We start from the raw sequence: 17743 nt of genomic DNA on the forward strand, positions 1-17743 counted from the left end.
CCTTATATTAATGAGTTATCCTTAAGCTTCTTTTACAGTTAAAAGGTGAGAAACTTTGTTGATCATACCAAGAATAGCAGGAGTTTCTTCCTTAACTACAGTTGAATTCAACTTTTTAAGACCTAAAGCTTCTACCGTCGCACGTTGATCTTGTGGACGACCAATTACACTACGAGTGAGGGTAATTTCTAACTTTTTCGCCATTTGTTTTCCCTCCTTAACCTAGTAGCTCTTCTACAGATTTACCGCGTAATTTTGCAACATCTTCAGCGCGCTTAAGTTCGCTTAATCCGTTCACAGTAGCGCGAATCATGTTGATTGGTGTGTTAGAACCAAGAGATTTCGAAAGAATATCTTGTACACCAGCTAATTCAAGTACCGCACGAACAGGTCCACCAGCAATAACACCAGTACCTTCAGCAGCAGGTTTTAAGAATACTTCACCAGCTCCAAAGTGACCGTTGATTGTGTGTGGAATTGTTGTACCAACTAATGGTACAGCGATTAAGTTTTTCTTAGCGTCTTCGATAGCTTTGCGGATTGCGTCTGGTACCTCTTGTGCTTTACCAGTACCGAATCCAACATGACCGTTTTTATCGCCAACTACAACTAGTGCAGCAAAGCGGAAACGACGACCACCCTTAACAACTTTCGCGACACGATTTATCGTAACTACACGTTCTTCAAGTTCTAATTTACTTGGGTCAATGCGATGCATCAATTTTCCCTCCTTTGACCATTAAAATTGTAATCCAGCCTCACGAGCAGCTTCAGCTAGAGCTTTAACACGGCCATGGTATAAGTAACCACCGCGATCAAATACTACTTCTTTAACGCCTTTCTCTACAGCACGCTTAGCAACTGATTCTCCAACTTTCGTAGCAGCTTCAGTATTGCTAGTACCGTTAAGAGCAAGGTCTTTATCAAGAGTAGATGCACTTACTAACGTTACACCATTCACATCATCAATAACTTGAGCGTAAATATGTTGGTTAGAACGGAACACGTTTAAACGTGGACGCTCTGCAGTACCAGTAAGTTTAGCACGTACACGTGCATGTCTTTTCTTACGAGTCGCATTTTTATCAGCTTTAGTGATCATTTTCTTGTCACTCCTTTCTCTCACCTAACGGGTTTACTTAGCAGTTTTACCTTCTTTACGACGAACAACTTCGCCTTCGTAACGAATACCTTTACCTTTGTAAGGCTCAGGAGCACGTACAGCACGGATGTTAGCAGCAAATTCGCCAACACGTTGCTTGTCGATACCTTTAATTACGATTTTAGTTGGTGCAGGTACTTCAACTTCAAGTCCTGCTTCCGGAGTCATTTCTACTGGATGAGAATAACCTACGCTTAAAACAAGTTTATCTCCTTGTTTTTGAGCACGGTAACCAACACCGACTAATTCAAGTCCGCGTGCGAAACCTGCAGTTACACCTTCAACCATGTTTCCGATTAAAGCACGAGTTGTACCGTGTAATGCACGGTGTTCCTTCTGTTCAGATGGACGCTCAACTGTTAGTGTATTTTCTTCAATTTTGATAGACATATCAGCATTGAATTTACGAGTTAATTCACCTTTAGGGCCTTTTACTGTTACAGTATTGTCTTCTGCAATTGTAATAGTAACACCTGCAGGGATTTCAAGAATCTTTTTACCAATACGAGACATGTGGTCACACCTCCGTTCGTTTTAAATATATATTACCAAACGTATGCTACTACTTCTCCACCAGTTTGTAATTGACGAGCGTCTTTGTCTGTCATTACTCCCTTAGATGTAGAAACAAGAGCGATACCTAATCCGTTAAGTACACGTGGTACTTCGTCAGCTTTAGCGTAAACGCGTAAGCCAGGTTTACTGATACGTTTTAATCCAGTGATTACACGTTCATTGTTTGCACCATATTTCAGGAAAATACGAAGGATACCTTGTTTGTTATCCTCGATGTATTCTACATCACGAATGAAACCTTCACGTTTTAAAAGTTCAGCGATCTCTTTTTTGATTTTAGAAGCAGGAACCTCTAATTTCTCATGACGTACCATGTTCGCATTACGGATGCGAGTAAGCATGTCTGCAATTGGATCTGTCATCACCATGTGTTTTACCTCCTTCCCATTTGTGGGTTTTACCAACTAGCTTTTTTAACACCAGGAATTTGACCTTTATATGCAAGTTCACGGAAACAAATACGGCAAAGTTTAAATTTGCGGTATACAGAATGCGGACGACCGCAGCGTTCGCAACGTGTATACTCTTGTACTTTAAACTTAGGAGTACGCTTTTGTTTCGCTATCATAGATTTTTTAGCCACGTTTTCGCCTCCTCTACTTAGCGTTGGCTTCCATTATTTTTGGAATGGCATACCGAATTGTGTTAAAAGTTCACGAGCTTCTTCATCAGTTTTCGCTGTAGTAACGATTACGATGTCCATACCGCGTACTTTGCTTACTTTATCATAATCAATCTCAGGGAAGATAAGTTGCTCTTTAACACCTAATGTGTAGTTCCCACGACCATCGAATGATTTCTTAGAAACACCACGGAAATCACGTACACGTGGTAAAGAAACCGATACTAATTTGTCGAAGAACTCATACATTTGCTCGCCGCGTAAAGTTACTTTCGCACCGATTGGCATACCTTCACGAAGACGGAAACCAGCGATTGATTTTTTAGCACGAGTTACAACAGGTTTTTGACCTGCGATTTGTGTTAATTCTTCTACTGCATTGTCTAAAGCTTTTGAGTTAGATACCGCGTCACCAACACCAGTGTTGATTACGATCTTTTCGATTTTCGGTACTTCCATCACAGATTTATAGTTAAACTTGCTCACTAGAGCAGGAGTAATTTCCTTTTGGAACTTCTCTTTAAGGCGATTCAATGAAGTGACCTCCTTTCTTAAGAAAATTATTTATCTAATAATTCACCAGATTTTTTTGCAATACGAACTTTTTTACCATCTTCTACTTTGAAGCCTACGCGAGTAGGTTCACCTGTTTTCGGATCTAAAATCATAACGTTAGAAACGTGAATAGGTGCTTCTTTAGTAATAATTCCACCTTGTGGATTTAATTGAGATGGCTTAGAGTGTTTTTTAACGATGTTAACACCCTCAACGATAACACGGTTTTGCTTTGGGAAAGCCACAAGGATAACGCCTTGTTTTCCTTTGTCTTTACCAGTGATTACCTGTACTTTATCACCTTTTTTTACATGCATCTTAATTCTGCACCTCCTTAGCAAGGCAATACCTTAAATTATAGAACTTCTGGAGCTAAAGAAACGATCTTCATGAAGTTGCTATCACGTAATTCACGAGCTACTGGTCCGAAGATACGAGTACCACGTGGGCTCTTATCGTCTTTAATGATAACCGCTGCGTTTTCATCAAATTTGATGTAAGAACCGTCCGTACGACGAGCTCCGCTCTTCGTACGTACTACTACTGCTTTAACAACGTCACCTTTTTTAACAACGCCACCTGGTGTTGCTTGTTTTACCGTAGCAACGATAATGTCACCAATGTTAGCATATTTACGACCAGAGCCGCCTAATACTTTAATTGTTAAAAGTTCACGTGCACCAGAGTTGTCAGCAACTTTCAAACGAGATTCTTGTTGGATCATGTTATGAAACCTCCCTTCGGACTAAAAATTCCGATTCGTCTATTTAGATAATAACCGCTTCTTCAACGATTTCAACTAAACGGAAACGCTTAGTAGCAGAAAGCGGGCGAGTTTCCATGATTTTAACGATATCGCCAAGTTTCGCTTGGTTTTGCTCATCATGGGCTTTGTACTTCTTAGAATACTTAACACGTTTTCCGTACAAGGAATGAGTTTTGTAAGTTTCAACTAAAACTGTAATCGTTTTGTCCATTTTGTCAGACACTACACGACCAGTATAAACTTTGCGTTGGTTACGTTCGCTCACTATGCAAACCTCCCCTCAATTTATCGATTAATTCCGATCTCTCTTTCACGAACTACAGTTTTCATACGAGCAATTGCTTTACGCACTTCACGAATGCGAGTTGGATTCTCTAATTGTCCTGTAGCAAGTTGGAAGCGAAGATTAAACAACTCTTCCTTTAAAGCTTTAACTTTTGTTTCGATTTCGGCAGTGGTTAATTCACGAATATCATTAGTTTTCATTAGATTCACCACCATTTTCTTCACGTTTTACGAATTTACATTTCACAGGTAACTTGTGAGCTGCAAGACGTAATGCTTCGCGTGCTACCTCTTCAGATACACCCGCGATTTCGAACATAATTTTCCCAGGTTTTACTACTGCTACCCAGCCTTCTGGTGCCCCTTTACCGGAACCCATACGTACTTCTAGAGGTTTTGCAGTGTAAGGTTTAGAAGGGAAAATTTTAATCCATACTTTACCGCCACGTTTCATGTAACGAGTCATTGCACGACGAGCAGCTTCGATTTGACGGTTTGTAATCCATGAAGCAGCTTGTGCTTGTAAACCGAATTCACCGAAAGCAACTTCAGTTCCACCTTTAGCACGACCACGCATTTTACCACGATGCTCTCTACGATATTTTACGCGTTTTGGCATTAACATATTATTTTCCTCCTTCCTCAGAAGCTTTCTTTTTTGTAGGAAGGACTTCTCCACGGTAGATCCATACTTTTACGCCTAATTTACCGTATGTTGTATCAGCTTCAACTGCTGCATAGTCAATATCAGCGCGAAGTGTATGAAGTGGAACAGTTCCTTCACTGTAAGATTCTGCACGAGCGATATCAGCTCCGCCAAGACGACCAGAAACCTGTGTTTTAATACCTTTAGCACCTGCACGCATAGCACGTTGAATAACTTGCTTTTGTGCACGACGGAATGATACACGGTTTTCTAATTGACGAGCGATGTTTTCGCCTACTAATTTAGCGTTAAGATCAGCTCTCTTAACTTCTAAAATGTTGATGTGTACACGCTTGCCTGTTAATTGGTTAAGAGCTTTACGAAGTGCTTCAACTTCAGTACCACCTTTACCAATTACCATACCAGGTTTTGCAGTGTGAATTGTAACATTTACACGATTTGCTGCACGTTCGATTTCTACTTTAGCAACAGCAGAATCTTTTAAGCGTACATTAATGTACTCACGGATTTTGATGTCTTCATGTAATAATGTAGCGTAATCTTTCTCAGCGAACCAACGAGATTCCCAGTCACGGATAACACCGACACGAAGACCAATTGGATTAACCTTTTGACCCATCGATTATCCCTCCTTCTTTTCTGATACCACAACTGTAATGTGGCTTGTGCGTTTGTTAATTTGGCTTGCACGACCCATTGCACGTGGACGGAAACGTTTCAACGTTGGACCTTCGTCAACGAAGACTTTTTCAACAACTAGGTTGTTAATGTCCATCTCATAATTGTGCTCTGCACTTGCGATTGCAGATTTTAAAACTTTTTCTACAACTGGAGAAGCAGTTTTTGGTGTGTGGTTAAGGATAGCAATCGCTTCACCCACTTGCTTACCTCGGATTAAGTCTACTACTAAACGAACTTTACGAGGAGCAATACGAACTGTTCTCGCTACTGCTTTAGCTTGCATTGAAGTGCCTCCTCTCATTATCTTCTAGTTTTCTTATCGTCAGCAAGGTGACCTTTATACGTACGAGTTGGTGCGAATTCACCTAACTTATGGCCAACCATATCCTCAGTGATGTACACAGGTACGTGTTTACGACCATCATATACAGCGATTGTGTGTCCGATGAACTGAGGGAAGATTGTTGAACGGCGAGACCAAGTTTTAACAACTTGTTTTTGCTCAGATGCAACTAATTTTTCCATTTTGCTCATTAAGTGATCATCGACAAATGGTCCTTTTTTTAAGCTACGAGCCATTTTGGTGCCTCCCTTCGTGATTGGCGTACGGTTCTAGAAATGAACCGTACTACAATCCCATTATTTTTTACGACGACGAACGATGAATTTGTCAGACGCTTTGTTTTTCTTACGAGTCTTGAATCCAAGAGTTGGTTTACCCCATGGAGACATTGGAGACTTACGTCCGATTGGAGAACGTCCTTCACCACCACCGTGTGGGTGATCAACCGGGTTCATTACAGAACCACGAACTGTTGGGCGTTTACCTAACCAGCGAGAGCGACCTGCTTTACCGATTTTAATAAGTTCGTGTTGTTCGTTACCTACTTGACCGATTGAAGCGCGACAAGCAGATAATACAAGACGTACTTCACCAGAAGTTAAACGTACAAGTACGTATTTACCTTCTTTACCAAGTACTTGAGCAGATGTACCAGCAGAACGAACTAATTGTCCGCCACGACCAGGCTTAAGCTCGATGTTATGAACAACAGTACCTACTGGAATGTTGATTAATGGTAATGCGTTACCGATTTTGATGTCAGCTTCTGGGCCAGACATAACTTCCATACCTACTTCTAAAGATTTAGGAGCAAGAATGTAACGTTTTTCACCGTCAACGTAGTTAATTAATGCGATATTCGCAGAGCGGTTTGGATCGTATTCGATCGTAGCAACGCGTCCTGGAATTCCATCTTTGTTACGCTTAAAGTCGATGATACGGTATTGACGCTTATGTCCGCCACCTTGATGACGTACAGTAATTTTACCTTGGTTATTACGACCAGCCTTCTTGCTTAAAGGAGCAAGTAATGACTTTTCGGGTCTGTCAGTCGTGATTTCAGCGAAATCATTCGTAGTCATATTACGACGACCGTTAGTAGTTGGATTATACTTTTTAATTCCCATCTCAATTTCCCTCCTTCTTTAGTAAGAATTAAACGCCTTGGAAGATTTCGATTTCTTTGCTGTCAGCAGTTAGCTTAACGATTGCTTTACGACGACGGCTAGTAAAACCAGCGTGACGACCAACGCGTTTTGCTTTCGGCTTGTAGTTCATGATGTTCACTTTTTCTACTTTAACACCAAAGATCGCTTCAAGAGCATCTTTAACTTCTGTTTTATTAGATTTAACGTCCACATCGAACGTGTATTTTTTTTCAGCCATCATTTCCATAGAACGTTCAGTGATAACTGGGCGCTTAATGATATCACGAGGATCTCTCATTATGCAAGCACCTCCTCTACTTTTTCCACTGCCGCTTTTGTCATGATTAGCTTATCATGATGAAGCACGTCTAAAACGTTTACGCCATCAGCAGTGATTACTGTTACTCCAGGGATATTGCGAGCAGATAACTCTACAGATTCGTTTGCATCAGCAGTTACGATAAGAGCTTTCTTCTCAACAGTTAATCCTTTAAGTACTGCTAGCATGTCTTTTGTTTTTGGTGCATTTAACACTAGGTCTTCAAGAACTACAATGTTGTTCTCAACTACTTTAGTAGCTAATGCAGATTTGATTGCTAAACGACGAACTTTCTTAGGAAGTTTGTACGCATAGCTTCTTGGTGTAGGTCCGAATACCGTACCACCACCACGCCATTGAGGAGAGCGGATAGACCCTTGACGAGCACGTCCAGTTCCTTTTTGACGCCATGGTTTACGACCACCACCGCGAACTTCAGAGCGAGTTTTTACTTTGTGTGTACCTTGACGTAAAGATGCACGTTGCATCATTACAGCTTCGAAAAGTACAGCTTCATTTGGTTCGATACCGAAAATAGCTTCAGCTAATTCGATTTCACCAACCTGTGAACCAGTTTGGTTATATACAGTAACTTTTGGCATTGGAATTCCTCCTTCCTATTGTGAATTATTTGCTAACCTTCACAGCGCCTTGAACAACTACAAGAGATTTCTTAGCACCTGGAACGTTACCTTTTACTAGTAATAAGTTGCGCTCAGTGTCAACTTGAACGATTTCTAAGTTTTGGATAGTAACTTGGTCTCCACCCATACGTCCAGCAAGTTTTTTGCCTTTGAATACACGGTTCGGAGCAACTGGGCCCATTGAACCTGGACGACGGTGATAGCGAGAACCATGAGACATAGGTCCGCGAGATTGTCCGTGGCGTTTGATAACACCTTGGAAACCTTTACCTTTAGAAATTCCTGTTACGTCAACGATTTCACCTGCAGCGAAAACTTCAACTTTTACCTCTTGACCAACCTCTAATCCGTCCACGTCTGCATCGCGGATTTCGCGAATGAAGCGCTTAGGAGTTGTAGATGCTTTAGCAGTGTGGCCTTGTTCAGGTTTGTTAGTTAACTTTTCACGTTTATCTTCAAATCCTAACTGGATTGCATTGTAGCCATCAGTTTCAGTTGTTTTCTTTTGAAGAACAACGTTTGGATTAGCAGCGATAACTGTTACTGGGATTAACTCACCGTTCTCAGCAAATACTTGAGTCATACCGATCTTTCTTCCTAAGATTCCTTTGGTCATGAGTTACACCTCCTACATTTTTAAGTTATATAATTTATAGTTTGATTTCGATATCTACACCAGACGGTAAGTCTAAACGCATTAATGAATCTACTGTTTGTGGAGTAGGACTCACGATATCGATTAAACGTTTGTGTGTGCGCATTTCGAATTGCTCACGAGAATCTTTGTACTTATGAACAGCACGAAGAATTGTGTAAATAGTCTTCTCAGTTGGTAATGGGATCGGACCAGAAACTGTTGCCCCAGAACGCTTAGCTGTTTCTACAATTTTCTCAGCTGATTGATCAAGAATACGGTGATCATAAGCTTTTAAACGGATACGAATTTTTTCTTTTGCCATTATTTTCCCTCCTTCGTTCGCCTATTTCTAAAATAGACCTTCTCCATGGAAATTTCCCCACACCATGCCATGGCAAAGCGGCCGGGTGTGTCAGCAACCTTCCACTTCATCGCAGTCAAAGACCAACATTGTCTATTATACAATGTTATTCGTCTAGATGCAAGCATCTTTTTGTTTGCATCTGCTTTTCTCTACTTTCGCTATTATACATGGCACTTTAAAGAATTTCAAGTTTTCATCTAACAGAATTCGTTTTACAGTTTCTGGATTATCTTTTGTTGTTTTTATATTACTATAGAAGAAACTCGTCAAAACAAAAAAACACACTCTTCTTCTTTATATAAACGCAAACAAAAAACCTAAGGGAAAATCCCTTAGGTTTTTTTATATCAGCTAAGATTACTCAACGATCGTAGCAACTACACCGTAACCTACTGTACGTCCACCTTCACGAATAGAGAATTTAGTTCCCTCTTCGATAGCGATTGGAGCGATAAGTTCGATAGTCATTTCGATGTTGTCACCAGGCATTACCATTTCAGTACCTTCTGGTAATTGGATGATACCAGTTACGTCAGTTGTACGGAAGTAGAACTGAGGACGGTAGTTAGCGAAGAATGGAGTGTGACGTCCACCTTCTTCTTTAGATAATACGAAAACTTCAGCTTTGAATTTAGCGTGTGCTTTTACAGAGCCAGTTTTAGCAAGAACTTGTCCACGTTGGATGTCTTCACGAGCAACCCCACGAAGAAGAGCACCGATGTTGTCTCCAGCTTGAGCTTGGTCAAGAAGTTTACGGAACATTTCTACACCAGTTACAGTTGTAGAAGCATTCTCTTCAGCAAGACCGATGATTTCTACTACGTCACCAACTTTAACGATTCCGCGCTCTACACGACCAGTTGCAACTGTACCACGACCTGTGATAGAGAATACATCCTCGATAGGCATTAAGAATGGTTTGTCAGTTTCACGTTCTGGAGTTGGGATGTAAGCATCAACTTCAGTCATTAATTCAATGATTTTTGCTTCCCAATCAGCTTCTCCTTGAAGAGCTTTAAGAGCAGAACCTTTGATTACAGGAATGTCGTCGCCTGGGAATCCGTATTCAGATAATAGGTCACGAACTTCCATTTCTACTAATTCTAATAATTCTTCGTCGTCTACCATGTCGCATTTGTTTAAGAATACAACGATGTAAGGAACACCTACTTGACGAGAAAGAAGGATGTGCTCACGTGTTTGAGGCATTGGGCCATCAGCAGCAGATACTACTAAGATACCGCCGTCCATTTGAGCAGCACCAGTGATCATGTTTTTAACATAGTCAGCGTGACCTGGGCAGTCAACGTGTGCATAGTGACGAGTTTCAGTTTCGTACTCAACGTGTGCAGTTGAGATTGTGATTCCGCGCTCTCTTTCTTCTGGAGCAGCGTCGATTTGATCGTATCCGCGTGCTTCAGCACCACCAGCTTTTGCAAGAACTGTAGTGATCGCAGCAGTTAATGTAGTTTTACCATGGTCAACGTGGCCGATTGTACCGATGTTAACATGGGGTTTAGAACGTTCGAATTTAGCTTTAGCCATTCTAAATTCCTCCTTAGTTTATATAGGTTATTTTATATTTAGACTAGAAAGCGAAACTTACGTCCCACTTTCTAAGCTTACATAAGTAGTTATACTCGAACAATTGATAAAAATCAATTATTCGCCTTTATTTTTTTTAATAATTTCTTCTGAAACAGACTTCGGTACTTCTTCATAATGATCAAATGTCATTGAGAATGTTCCGCGTCCTTGAGTGTTAGAACGTAATGCTGTCGCATAACCGAACATTTCAGAAAGTGGAACCATAGCGCGAACAACTTGTGCGTTACCGCGAGCTTCCATACCTTCTACACGTCCACGACGAGATGTTACGTCACCCATGATGTCTCCCATGTACTCTTCAGGAATTACAACTTCAACTTTCATCATTGGCTCAAGAATTACTGGGTTACATTTAGAAACCGCAGCTTTAAGTGCCATTGATGCAGCGATTTTGAACGCCATCTCAGATGAATCGACATCATGGTAAGAACCGTCAACTAATGCTGCTTTAATGTCAACTAGTGGATAACCAGCTAGTACACCATTTTTAAGTGAGTCTTCAAGACCCGCTCCAACAGCTGGGATGTATTCACGTGGAACTACACCGCCGACGATTTTGTTTTCGAATTCAAATCCTTTACCTTCTTCGTTAGGTGCAAACTCAATCCAAACGTGACCGAATTGTCCACGTCCACCAGATTGACGAGCAAACTTACCTTCAACTTTCGCAGCAGCGCGGAAAGTTTCACGGTATGCTACCTGAGGAGCACCAACGTTTGCTTCGACTTTGAATTCACGGCGCATACGGTCAACGATGATATCAAGGTGAAGTTCACCCATACCAGCGATGATAGTTTGGCCAGTTTCTTGGTCAGTGTGAGCACGGAATGTTGGATCTTCTTCAGAAAGCTTAGATAATGCTGTACCCATTTTATCTTGGTCAGCTTTAGATTTTGGTTCGATAGCTACAGAGATAACTGGCTCTGGGAATTCCATAGACTCAAGGATAACAAGGCTTTTCTCGTCACAAAGAGTATCACCAGTAGTAGTATCTTTTAAACCTACAGCAGCAGCGATATCACCAGCGTAAACTGTTGAAATCTCTTCACGGCTGTTAGCGTGCATTTGTAGGATACGTCCTACACGCTCACGCTTACCTTTAGTTGAGTTTTTCACGTATGATCCAGAGTTTAACACACCAGAGTACACACGGAAGAACGTTAACTTACCAACATAAGGGTCAGTCATGATTTTGAATGCTAAAGCTGCGAATGGTTCTTCATCGCTAGACTTACGTTCGATTTCTTCATCTGTATCCGGAAGAGTACCTTTAATAGCAGGTACATCTAATGGAGATGGTAGGTAGTCGATAACTGCGTCTAACAGAATTTGAACACCTTTGTTTTTGAATGCAGAACCACAGATTACTGGGAAGAATTCTACAGAAGTTGTAGCCTTACGGATACCAGCTTTAAGCTCTTCTACAGTGATTTCTTCACCTTCTAGGTACTTCATCATCATTTCTTCATCAAGCTCAGCTACCGCTTCAATAAGCTTTCCGCGGTATTCTTCAGCTAGTTCTTTGTGCTCTTCAGGAATTTCGACACGCTCGATGTCTGTTCCTAAATCGTTACCGTACATGTAAGCACACTCTTCAACAAGGTCAATGATACCATTGAACTCATCTTCAGCACCGATTGGTAACTGAATTGGATGTGCGTTTGCTTGTAAACGATCGTGGATTGTTCCTACAGAGTATAAGAAATCTGCACCGATCTTATCCATTTTGTTAACGAATACGATACGAGGTACACCGTAAGTAGTAGCCTGACGCCAAACAGTTTCTGTTTGTGGTTCTACACCAGATTGTGCATCAAGTACTGCTACCGCACCATCAAGTACGCGTAAAGAACGTTCTACTTCTACTGTGAAGTCTACGTGTCCTGGAGTGTCAATGATGTTTACACGGTGACCTTTCCATTGAGCTGTAGTTGCAGCAGAAGTAATTGTGATACCACGCTCTTGCTCTTGCTCCATCCAGTCCATCTGAGATGCACCTTCATGAGTTTCACCGATTTTATGAATACGTCCTGTGTAATACAGAATACGCTCAGTTGCTGTTGTTTTACCAGCATCGATGTGAGCCATGATACCAATATTACGAGTGTTTTCTAAAGAGAACTCTCTTGTCATTTGGTGTCTTGCTCCTTCCATATATGCATTGGATTTTTTATTTTAAGTAGCAAAAAAGCCACTTTATATTGTTACATATGCCAGTGTCCAGTACCCTCATTATGTAAAACGAGCGCCCAACGAAAGGGAGAGGCATTCTCCCTCTCCACACTTCCATAAGCGACAAATAAAGCGGTTTATGCATACATTTATTTTACGTTGAATCCTACCAACGGTAATGAGCAAATGCTTTGTTAGCTTCTGCCATTTTATGAGTGTCTTCACGTTTCTTAACAGATGCACCAGCGTTGTTAGCTGCATCTAAGATTTCGTAAGCTAGACGCTCTTCCATAGTTTTTTCACCACGAAGACGAGCATAGTTTACTAACCAGCGAAGACCTAAAGTTGTACGGCGTTCTGGACGAACCTCAACTGGAACTTGGTAGTTAGCACCACCAACACGACGAGCGCGTACTTCAAGAACAGGCATGATGTTCTTAAGAGCTTGCTCGAATACTTCCATTGGTTCTTTATCTGAACGTTCACGAACGATATCGAAAGCGTTATAAAGAATTGTTTGAGATTTACCTTTTTTACCGTCAACCATCATTTTGTTGATAAGGCGTGTTACTAGCTTAGAATTGTACATTGGATCTGGTAACACGTCACGTTTCGCAACAGGTCCTTTACGAGGCATATTGAGTTCCTCCTTTCATTATAAGTTTATTATTTTTTAGCAGGTTTTGGTCGCTTAGTACCATATTTAGAACGTCCTTGCATACGTTTGTCAACACCAGCTGTATCAAGCGCTCCACGAACGATGTGGTAACGTACCCCTGGTAAATCCTTTACTCGACCACCGCGAATTAATACTACGCTATGCTCTTGTAAGTTATGACCGATACCTGGGATGTAAGCTGTAACTTCAATACCGTTTGTTAAACGTACACGAGCGTATTTACGTAACGCTGAGTTAGGTTTCTTTGGAGTCATTGTACCAACACGAGTACATACACCACGTTTTTGAGGTGCAGAGATATCAGTTGATTTTTTCTTTAAAGAGTTAAATCCTTTGTTTAACGCAGGTGATTTAGATTTCCATACTTTATCAGTACGACCATTTCTCACTAATTGGTTAATAGTAGGCATTTGATTATCCTCCCTTCGCATGTTTGTATGACCACATATCCAGGTGGTTCATTATTAGTTGAAAACAAAGTTTTTGCAAGGAAGAGCAAATGCTCTCTCCTCACAAAAACAGTTTTAACTTATTATTCCTATTGCTGAAGCTCCCACTTGAATCCCCGAAACTTTTCCAAGCTTACGAACTGATTCAACCTTTGTTATGGGTATGTTATGTTGCAAAGCAGTGCGAATGATAACATGGGTTAACCGCACATCAGCATCTTCTGCAATAACAACTTCTTTAACTATACCATTTTTGATTGCTTCCAATGTGCGTTTATGACCAACGACTACATTTTCAGCATTTGACACTTTTTGATAAGACATATAAATATCCTCCAAAGCATCGTTCAGGAGCAACCTTGATTATAGTAACATTTTGACTCATACAATGTCAACTAGGATTAGATGTTTTTATACAAAATTTACGACGGAAAATTTTACTGTTCCACATAAATCTCATCGTTTTCTACATTCATGTTATCTTGTGTTGTTTTTACAAGATCCACTTTGCGATAACGATTCATACCTGTTCCAGCAGGAACAAGTTTACCGATAATAACGTTCTCTTTCAATCCTAGAAGCTCATCACGTTTACCTTTAATTGCTGCATCAGTTAAGACACGAGTTGTTTCTTGGAATGATGCTGCAGATAAGAATGAATCAGTTTCAAGTGAAGCTTTTGTAATACCAAGTAGAACAGGTCTAGCTGTCGCTGGTTGTTTACCTTTCAGTAACACCTTCGCATTCGCATCAGTAAACTGATGGATATCTAGTAATGTTCCTGGTAATACGTCTGTTTCACCTGCATCACTTACACGAACTTTACGTAGCATTTGACGTACCATTACCTCTACGTGTTTGTCACCAATTTCTACCCCTTGCATACGGTATACTTTTTGAACTTCACGTAATAAGTATTCTTGAACTGCTGTAATGTCCGTTACTTTTAGTAATTCTTTCGGATCAATAGAACCTTCTGTTAACTCTTTACCGTGGCTAATTGGCTGTCCTGGAGTTACTTTCAGACGAGCACCGTAAGGAATAGCATACGTACGAGCTTCAACTTCACCCTGTACAACTACTTCTTGGCGATCTTTAACATCGTTGATCGCTGCGATAACACCGTCGATTTCACTGATAACTGCCTGACCTTTCGGATTACGAGCTTCGAAGATCTCTTGGATACGAGGTAAACCTTGAGTGATATCATCTCCGGCAACCCCACCTGTATGGAATGTACGCATCGTTAACTGTGTACCTGGCTCACCGATAGATTGAGCTGCGATAATACCTACCGCTTCTCCTACTTCTACGTCTGTACCAGTTGCTAAGTTACGACCGTAACACTTCTTACATACACCATGGCGAGTGTTACACGTAAACGCTGAACGAATATTTACAGTTTCAACACCCGAATTTTCAACGATATGAGCGATATCTTCAGTAATTAATTGGTTTTCACTAACTAATACTTCACCTGTTTCAGGATGTTTTACAGTTTTTCTTGCAAAACGTCCAACAAGACGATCATATAATGACTCAATTACTTCATTACCCTCTTTAATCGCACCAATTAATAGACCACGATCTGTTCCACAATCATCTTCACGGACAATTACATCTTGTGCAACGTCTACAAGACGACGTGTTAAGTAACCAGAATCGGCAGTTTTAAGTGCTGTATCGGCAAGACCTTTACGCGCACCATGCGTAGAGATGAAGTACTCAAGTACTGTTAAACCTTCACGGAAACTCGATTTGATTGGAAGTTCGATGATACGACCAGATGGATTGGCCATCAGACCACGCATACCAGCAAGCTGAGTAAAGTTAGATGCGTTACCACGGGCACCTGAGTCACTCATCATGAAGATTGGATTGCGTTTATTCAAGGATTTCATCAGTTTTCCTTGGATAACATCTTTTGCATTACTCCAAATAGAGATAACGCGATCGTAACGTTCTTCTTCCGTGATTAAACCGCGACGGAATTGTTTAATTACATTATCTACTTTTGCTTGTGCTTCGTGGAGAATTTCATCTTTTTCGCCTAATACAAGAATGTCAGATACCCCAACTGTAATACCAGCTTTTGTAGAGTACTTGAACCCTAAGTTTTTCATACGGTCAAGCATGCGAGACGTTTCTGTAATTTGGAAACGTTTGAACACTTCCGCAATGATGTTACCAAGGATCTTCTTGCTAAATGGCGCCACTTCTTCGCGACTAGCAATAATTTCTTTAATGTTCGCACCTTTTTCAACGAAATATTCCGCTGGTGTTTCTTTTTCAAGGTTTGAGTTTGTCGGTTCATTAATATATGGGAACGACTCTGGTAAGATTTCGTTAAATATTAATTTACCAACTGTTGTTAATAGAAGCTTACCTTTTTGCTCTTCAGTAAACGTTACGTTATTTACTGAACTTGCAGCAACTGCAACACGTGTGTGCAGATGTACATATCCATTTTGATATGCAAGTATTGCTTCGTTTGCATCTTTGAAGACCATACCTTCACCGATTGCGCCTTCACGCTCAAGTGTTAAGTAGTAGTTACCTAATACCATATCCTGAGATGGAGTAACAACTGGTTTTCCGTCTTTTGGATTCAAGATGTTTTGTGCCGCTAACATAAGAATACGAGCTTCTGCTTGTGCCTCTGATGATAACGGAACGTGAACCGCCATTTGGTCACCGTCAAAGTCCGCGTTGTATGCAGTACATACAAGTGGGTGAAGACGAATTGCGCGACCTTCTACTAATGTAGGTTCAAACGCCTGGATACCAAGACGGTGAAGTGTTGGTGCGCGGTTTAGAAGTACTGGATGTTCTTTAATCACAGATTCTAAAACGTCCCAAACTTCAGGGTGTACACGCTCAATTTTACGTTTCGCACTCTTAATGTTGTGTGCTAACCCTTTTCCAACTAACTCTTTCATAACAAAAGGTTTGAACAGTTCAAGCGCCATTTCTTTCGGTAATCCACATTGGTACATCTTTAAGTTCGGTCCTACAACGATTACAGAACGGCCAGAGTAGTCAACACGTTTACCTAATAAGTTTTGACGGAAACGTCCTTGTTTACCTTTAAGCATGTGAGATAATGATTTTAATGGACGGTTACCTGGTCCAGTTACTGGACGGCCACGACGACCATTATCAATTAATGCATCTACAGCTTCTTGTAACATACGTTTTTCGTTTTGAACGATGATGCTTGGAGCACCTAGGTCCAATAGACGTTTTAAACGGTTGTTACGGTTAATTACACGACGATATAAGTCGTTTAAGTCAGAAGTAGCAAAACGTCCACCATCTAACTGTACCATTGGGCGTAGTTCTGGTGGGATAACTGGTAGAACATCTAAGATCATCCAAGATGGTTCATTTCCAGAGTTACGGAATGCTTCTAATACTTCTAGACGTTTAATAGCACGAGTACGGCGTTGTCCTTGTGCTGTTTTTAATTCTTCTTTTAAGAAGTCTACTTCTTTATCTAAATCAATGTCTTGTAGTAGCTTTTTAATCGCTTCTGCACCCATAGCAGCTTGGAATGTGCTACCATATCGATCACGATATGCACGGTATTCTTTTTCAGAAAGTAATTGCTTCTTATCAAGTGGTGTATCTCCACTTTCTGTTACAACATAAGAAGCGAAATAAATTACTTCTTCAAGCGCGCGAGGGGACATGTCTAAGACAAGTCCCATGCGGCTCGGGATACCTTTGAAATACCAAATATGAGATACAGGAGCAGCTAATTCAATATGACCCATACGTTCACGACGTACTTTTGCACGCGTTACTTCAACGCCACATCGATCACAAACTACACCTTTATAACGTACACGTTTGTATTTTCCGCAATGACATTCCCAGTCCTTTTGTGGTCCGAAAATACGCTCACAGAACAAGCCATCTTTTTCAGGCTTTAACGTACGATAGTTAATAGTTTCTGGTTTCTTAACTTCACCGTATGACCAAGAACGAATCTTGTCAGGTGAAGCAAGTCCAATCTTCATATATTCAAAGTTATTTACATCTATCAAGGGGCCTACCTCCCTTT

Annotated in this window: 26 protein-coding genes; all 26 read right to left on the bottom strand. The window is 40.8% G+C overall.

What is annotated here, in order from left to right:
• Positions 1-21: 21 nt before the first annotated feature.
• The 26 genes from rpmD to rpoC all read right to left on the bottom strand — a co-directional run bounded on the left by rpmD (position 22) and on the right by rpoC (position 17726).
• On the bottom strand, positions 22-204 hold the full coding sequence (rpmD, locus tag ACQRBL_RS00470; RefSeq protein ID WP_001085233.1) for a 50S ribosomal protein L30: 183 nt from the start codon (positions 202-204) through the stop codon (positions 22-24).
• Positions 205-217: 13 nt separating this feature from the next.
• Entirely contained in the window at positions 218-718 is a 501-nt protein-coding gene (gene rpsE, locus ACQRBL_RS00475; RefSeq protein ID WP_000554646.1) for a 30S ribosomal protein S5, read from the bottom strand.
• Between the two features lie 21 nt (positions 719-739).
• A complete protein-coding gene (gene rplR, locus ACQRBL_RS00480; protein WP_000628818.1) occupies positions 740-1102 on the bottom strand; it encodes a 50S ribosomal protein L18 in 363 nt (120 codons plus the stop codon).
• 33 nt (positions 1103-1135) lie between these two features.
• Positions 1136-1675: a 50S ribosomal protein L6 gene (rplF, locus tag ACQRBL_RS00485; RefSeq protein ID WP_000086551.1), complete on the bottom strand. Its 540-nt coding sequence runs from the start codon at positions 1673-1675 to the stop codon at positions 1136-1138.
• Between the two features lie 32 nt (positions 1676-1707).
• Positions 1708-2106 carry a 30S ribosomal protein S8 gene (gene rpsH, locus ACQRBL_RS00490; RefSeq protein ID WP_000245511.1) on the bottom strand — a complete coding sequence of 133 codons (399 nt, stop codon included), beginning with the start codon at positions 2104-2106 and terminating at the stop codon, positions 1708-1710.
• Positions 2107-2135: 29 nt separating this feature from the next.
• The gene (gene rpsN, locus ACQRBL_RS00495; protein WP_001085700.1) at positions 2136-2321 is read right to left on the bottom strand and encodes a 30S ribosomal protein S14; all 186 of its coding nucleotides are present in this window, start codon (positions 2319-2321) and stop codon (positions 2136-2138) included.
• Positions 2322-2354: 33 nt separating this feature from the next.
• Positions 2355-2894 carry a 50S ribosomal protein L5 gene (rplE, locus tag ACQRBL_RS00500; protein ID WP_001080829.1) on the bottom strand — a complete coding sequence of 180 codons (540 nt, stop codon included), beginning with the start codon at positions 2892-2894 and terminating at the stop codon, positions 2355-2357.
• Between the two features lie 26 nt (positions 2895-2920).
• Complete coding sequence (rplX, locus tag ACQRBL_RS00505) at positions 2921-3232, bottom strand: 50S ribosomal protein L24 (protein WP_000558200.1); 312 nt, start codon at positions 3230-3232, stop codon at positions 2921-2923.
• 38 nt (positions 3233-3270) lie between these two features.
• Positions 3271-3639: a 50S ribosomal protein L14 gene (gene rplN, locus ACQRBL_RS00510; protein WP_061129083.1), complete on the bottom strand. Its 369-nt coding sequence runs from the start codon at positions 3637-3639 to the stop codon at positions 3271-3273.
• A 43-nt stretch (positions 3640-3682) separates the two neighbouring features.
• A complete protein-coding gene (gene rpsQ, locus ACQRBL_RS00515; protein WP_000004106.1) occupies positions 3683-3946 on the bottom strand; it encodes a 30S ribosomal protein S17 in 264 nt (87 codons plus the stop codon).
• A 20-nt stretch (positions 3947-3966) separates the two neighbouring features.
• Positions 3967-4167 (bottom strand): 50S ribosomal protein L29, encoded by a 201-nt coding sequence (gene rpmC / locus ACQRBL_RS00520; protein WP_000855718.1) that lies wholly within the window; start codon positions 4165-4167, stop codon positions 3967-3969.
• Positions 4157-4591 (bottom strand): 50S ribosomal protein L16, encoded by a 435-nt coding sequence (gene rplP / locus ACQRBL_RS00525; protein WP_000928971.1) that lies wholly within the window; start codon positions 4589-4591, stop codon positions 4157-4159. The genes rpmC and rplP overlap by 11 nt, the downstream gene beginning before the upstream one ends.
• Before the next feature lies 1 nt (position 4592).
• A complete protein-coding gene (gene rpsC, locus ACQRBL_RS00530; protein WP_000529956.1) occupies positions 4593-5252 on the bottom strand; it encodes a 30S ribosomal protein S3 in 660 nt (219 codons plus the stop codon).
• A 3-nt stretch (positions 5253-5255) separates the two neighbouring features.
• On the bottom strand, positions 5256-5597 hold the full coding sequence (gene rplV / locus ACQRBL_RS00535) for a 50S ribosomal protein L22 (protein ID WP_411996359.1): 342 nt from the start codon (positions 5595-5597) through the stop codon (positions 5256-5258).
• Positions 5598-5614: 17 nt separating this feature from the next.
• Positions 5615-5893 (bottom strand): 30S ribosomal protein S19, encoded by a 279-nt coding sequence (rpsS, locus tag ACQRBL_RS00540; RefSeq protein ID WP_000124454.1) that lies wholly within the window; start codon positions 5891-5893, stop codon positions 5615-5617.
• A 60-nt stretch (positions 5894-5953) separates the two neighbouring features.
• Complete coding sequence (gene rplB / locus ACQRBL_RS00545; RefSeq protein ID WP_000511583.1) at positions 5954-6784, bottom strand: 50S ribosomal protein L2; 831 nt, start codon at positions 6782-6784, stop codon at positions 5954-5956.
• Positions 6785-6812: 28 nt separating this feature from the next.
• Positions 6813-7103, bottom strand: a complete 291-nt coding sequence (gene rplW, locus ACQRBL_RS00550) for a 50S ribosomal protein L23 (protein ID WP_001205558.1) — start codon at positions 7101-7103, stop codon at positions 6813-6815.
• Entirely contained in the window at positions 7103-7726 is a 624-nt protein-coding gene (gene rplD / locus ACQRBL_RS00555; protein ID WP_001127258.1) for a 50S ribosomal protein L4, read from the bottom strand. Before rplD ends, rplW begins: the two co-directional genes overlap by 1 nt.
• A gap of 25 nt (positions 7727-7751) precedes the next feature.
• Positions 7752-8384 (bottom strand): 50S ribosomal protein L3, encoded by a 633-nt coding sequence (gene rplC / locus ACQRBL_RS00560; protein ID WP_000160209.1) that lies wholly within the window; start codon positions 8382-8384, stop codon positions 7752-7754.
• 34 nt (positions 8385-8418) lie between these two features.
• Positions 8419-8727: a 30S ribosomal protein S10 gene (rpsJ, locus tag ACQRBL_RS00565; protein ID WP_001040595.1), complete on the bottom strand. Its 309-nt coding sequence runs from the start codon at positions 8725-8727 to the stop codon at positions 8419-8421.
• Between the two features lie 399 nt (positions 8728-9126).
• On the bottom strand, positions 9127-10314 hold the full coding sequence (gene tuf / locus ACQRBL_RS00570) for an elongation factor Tu (RefSeq protein WP_001029617.1): 1188 nt from the start codon (positions 10312-10314) through the stop codon (positions 9127-9129).
• Positions 10315-10431: 117 nt separating this feature from the next.
• On the bottom strand, positions 10432-12510 hold the full coding sequence (gene fusA, locus ACQRBL_RS00575; RefSeq protein WP_000196383.1) for an elongation factor G: 2079 nt from the start codon (positions 12508-12510) through the stop codon (positions 10432-10434).
• 205 nt (positions 12511-12715) lie between these two features.
• Positions 12716-13186: a 30S ribosomal protein S7 gene (gene rpsG, locus ACQRBL_RS00580; RefSeq protein WP_001137492.1), complete on the bottom strand. Its 471-nt coding sequence runs from the start codon at positions 13184-13186 to the stop codon at positions 12716-12718.
• Between the two features lie 29 nt (positions 13187-13215).
• On the bottom strand, positions 13216-13638 hold the full coding sequence (gene rpsL, locus ACQRBL_RS00585) for a 30S ribosomal protein S12 (protein ID WP_001142341.1): 423 nt from the start codon (positions 13636-13638) through the stop codon (positions 13216-13218).
• 114 nt (positions 13639-13752) lie between these two features.
• Entirely contained in the window at positions 13753-14001 is a 249-nt protein-coding gene (locus tag ACQRBL_RS00590) for a 50S ribosomal protein L7ae-like protein (RefSeq protein WP_000121833.1), read from the bottom strand.
• A gap of 113 nt (positions 14002-14114) precedes the next feature.
• Complete coding sequence (gene rpoC, locus ACQRBL_RS00595) at positions 14115-17726, bottom strand: DNA-directed RNA polymerase subunit beta' (RefSeq protein ID WP_000567943.1); 3612 nt, start codon at positions 17724-17726, stop codon at positions 14115-14117.
• Positions 17727-17743 lie beyond the last annotated feature (17 nt).

It is taken from the genome of Bacillus sp. AF62 (assembly GCF_050312695.1).
Classification (GTDB): domain Bacteria; phylum Bacillota; class Bacilli; order Bacillales; family Bacillaceae_G; genus Bacillus_A; species Bacillus_A cereus.

What these genes read in the sequence shown, in the direction of transcription:
- rpmD (WP_001085233.1), bottom strand. Translation starts at nt 204, where the DNA reads ATGGCGAAAAAGTTAGAAATTACCCTCACTCGTAGTGTAATTGGTCGT.
- rpsE (WP_000554646.1), bottom strand. Translation starts at nt 718, where the DNA reads ATGCATCGCATTGACCCAAGTAAATTAGAACTTGAAGAACGTGTAGTT.
- rplR (WP_000628818.1), bottom strand. Translation starts at nt 1,102, where the DNA reads ATGATCACTAAAGCTGATAAAAATGCGACTCGTAAGAAAAGACATGCA.
- rplF (WP_000086551.1), bottom strand. Translation starts at nt 1,675, where the DNA reads ATGTCTCGTATTGGTAAAAAGATTCTTGAAATCCCTGCAGGTGTTACT.
- rpsH (WP_000245511.1), bottom strand. Translation starts at nt 2,106, where the DNA reads ATGGTGATGACAGATCCAATTGCAGACATGCTTACTCGCATCCGTAAT.
- rplX (WP_000558200.1), bottom strand. Translation starts at nt 3,232, where the DNA reads ATGCATGTAAAAAAAGGTGATAAAGTACAGGTAATCACTGGTAAAGAC.
- rplN (WP_061129083.1), bottom strand. Translation starts at nt 3,639, where the DNA reads ATGATCCAACAAGAATCTCGTTTGAAAGTTGCTGACAACTCTGGTGCA.
- rpmC (WP_000855718.1), bottom strand. Translation starts at nt 4,167, where the DNA reads ATGAAAACTAATGATATTCGTGAATTAACCACTGCCGAAATCGAAACA.
- rplP (WP_000928971.1), bottom strand. Translation starts at nt 4,591, where the DNA reads ATGTTAATGCCAAAACGCGTAAAATATCGTAGAGAGCATCGTGGTAAA.
- rpsC (WP_000529956.1), bottom strand. Translation starts at nt 5,252, where the DNA reads ATGGGTCAAAAGGTTAATCCAATTGGTCTTCGTGTCGGTGTTATCCGT.
- rplV (WP_411996359.1), bottom strand. Translation starts at nt 5,597, where the DNA reads ATGCAAGCTAAAGCAGTAGCGAGAACAGTTCGTATTGCTCCTCGTAAA.
- rpsS (WP_000124454.1), bottom strand. Translation starts at nt 5,893, where the DNA reads ATGGCTCGTAGCTTAAAAAAAGGACCATTTGTCGATGATCACTTAATG.
- rplB (WP_000511583.1), bottom strand. Translation starts at nt 6,784, where the DNA reads ATGGGAATTAAAAAGTATAATCCAACTACTAACGGTCGTCGTAATATG.
- rplW (WP_001205558.1), bottom strand. Translation starts at nt 7,103, where the DNA reads ATGAGAGATCCTCGTGATATCATTAAGCGCCCAGTTATCACTGAACGT.
- rplD (WP_001127258.1), bottom strand. Translation starts at nt 7,726, where the DNA reads ATGCCAAAAGTTACTGTATATAACCAAACTGGTTCACAGGTTGGTGAA.
- rplC (WP_000160209.1), bottom strand. Translation starts at nt 8,384, where the DNA reads ATGACCAAAGGAATCTTAGGAAGAAAGATCGGTATGACTCAAGTATTT.
- rpsJ (WP_001040595.1), bottom strand. Translation starts at nt 8,727, where the DNA reads ATGGCAAAAGAAAAAATTCGTATCCGTTTAAAAGCTTATGATCACCGT.
- tuf (WP_001029617.1), bottom strand. Translation starts at nt 10,314, where the DNA reads ATGGCTAAAGCTAAATTCGAACGTTCTAAACCCCATGTTAACATCGGT.
- fusA (WP_000196383.1), bottom strand. Translation starts at nt 12,510, where the DNA reads ATGACAAGAGAGTTCTCTTTAGAAAACACTCGTAATATTGGTATCATG.
- rpsG (WP_001137492.1), bottom strand. Translation starts at nt 13,186, where the DNA reads ATGCCTCGTAAAGGACCTGTTGCGAAACGTGACGTGTTACCAGATCCA.
- rpsL (WP_001142341.1), bottom strand. Translation starts at nt 13,638, where the DNA reads ATGCCTACTATTAACCAATTAGTGAGAAATGGTCGTACTGATAAAGTA.
- ACQRBL_RS00590 (WP_000121833.1), bottom strand. Translation starts at nt 14,001, where the DNA reads ATGTCTTATCAAAAAGTGTCAAATGCTGAAAATGTAGTCGTTGGTCAT.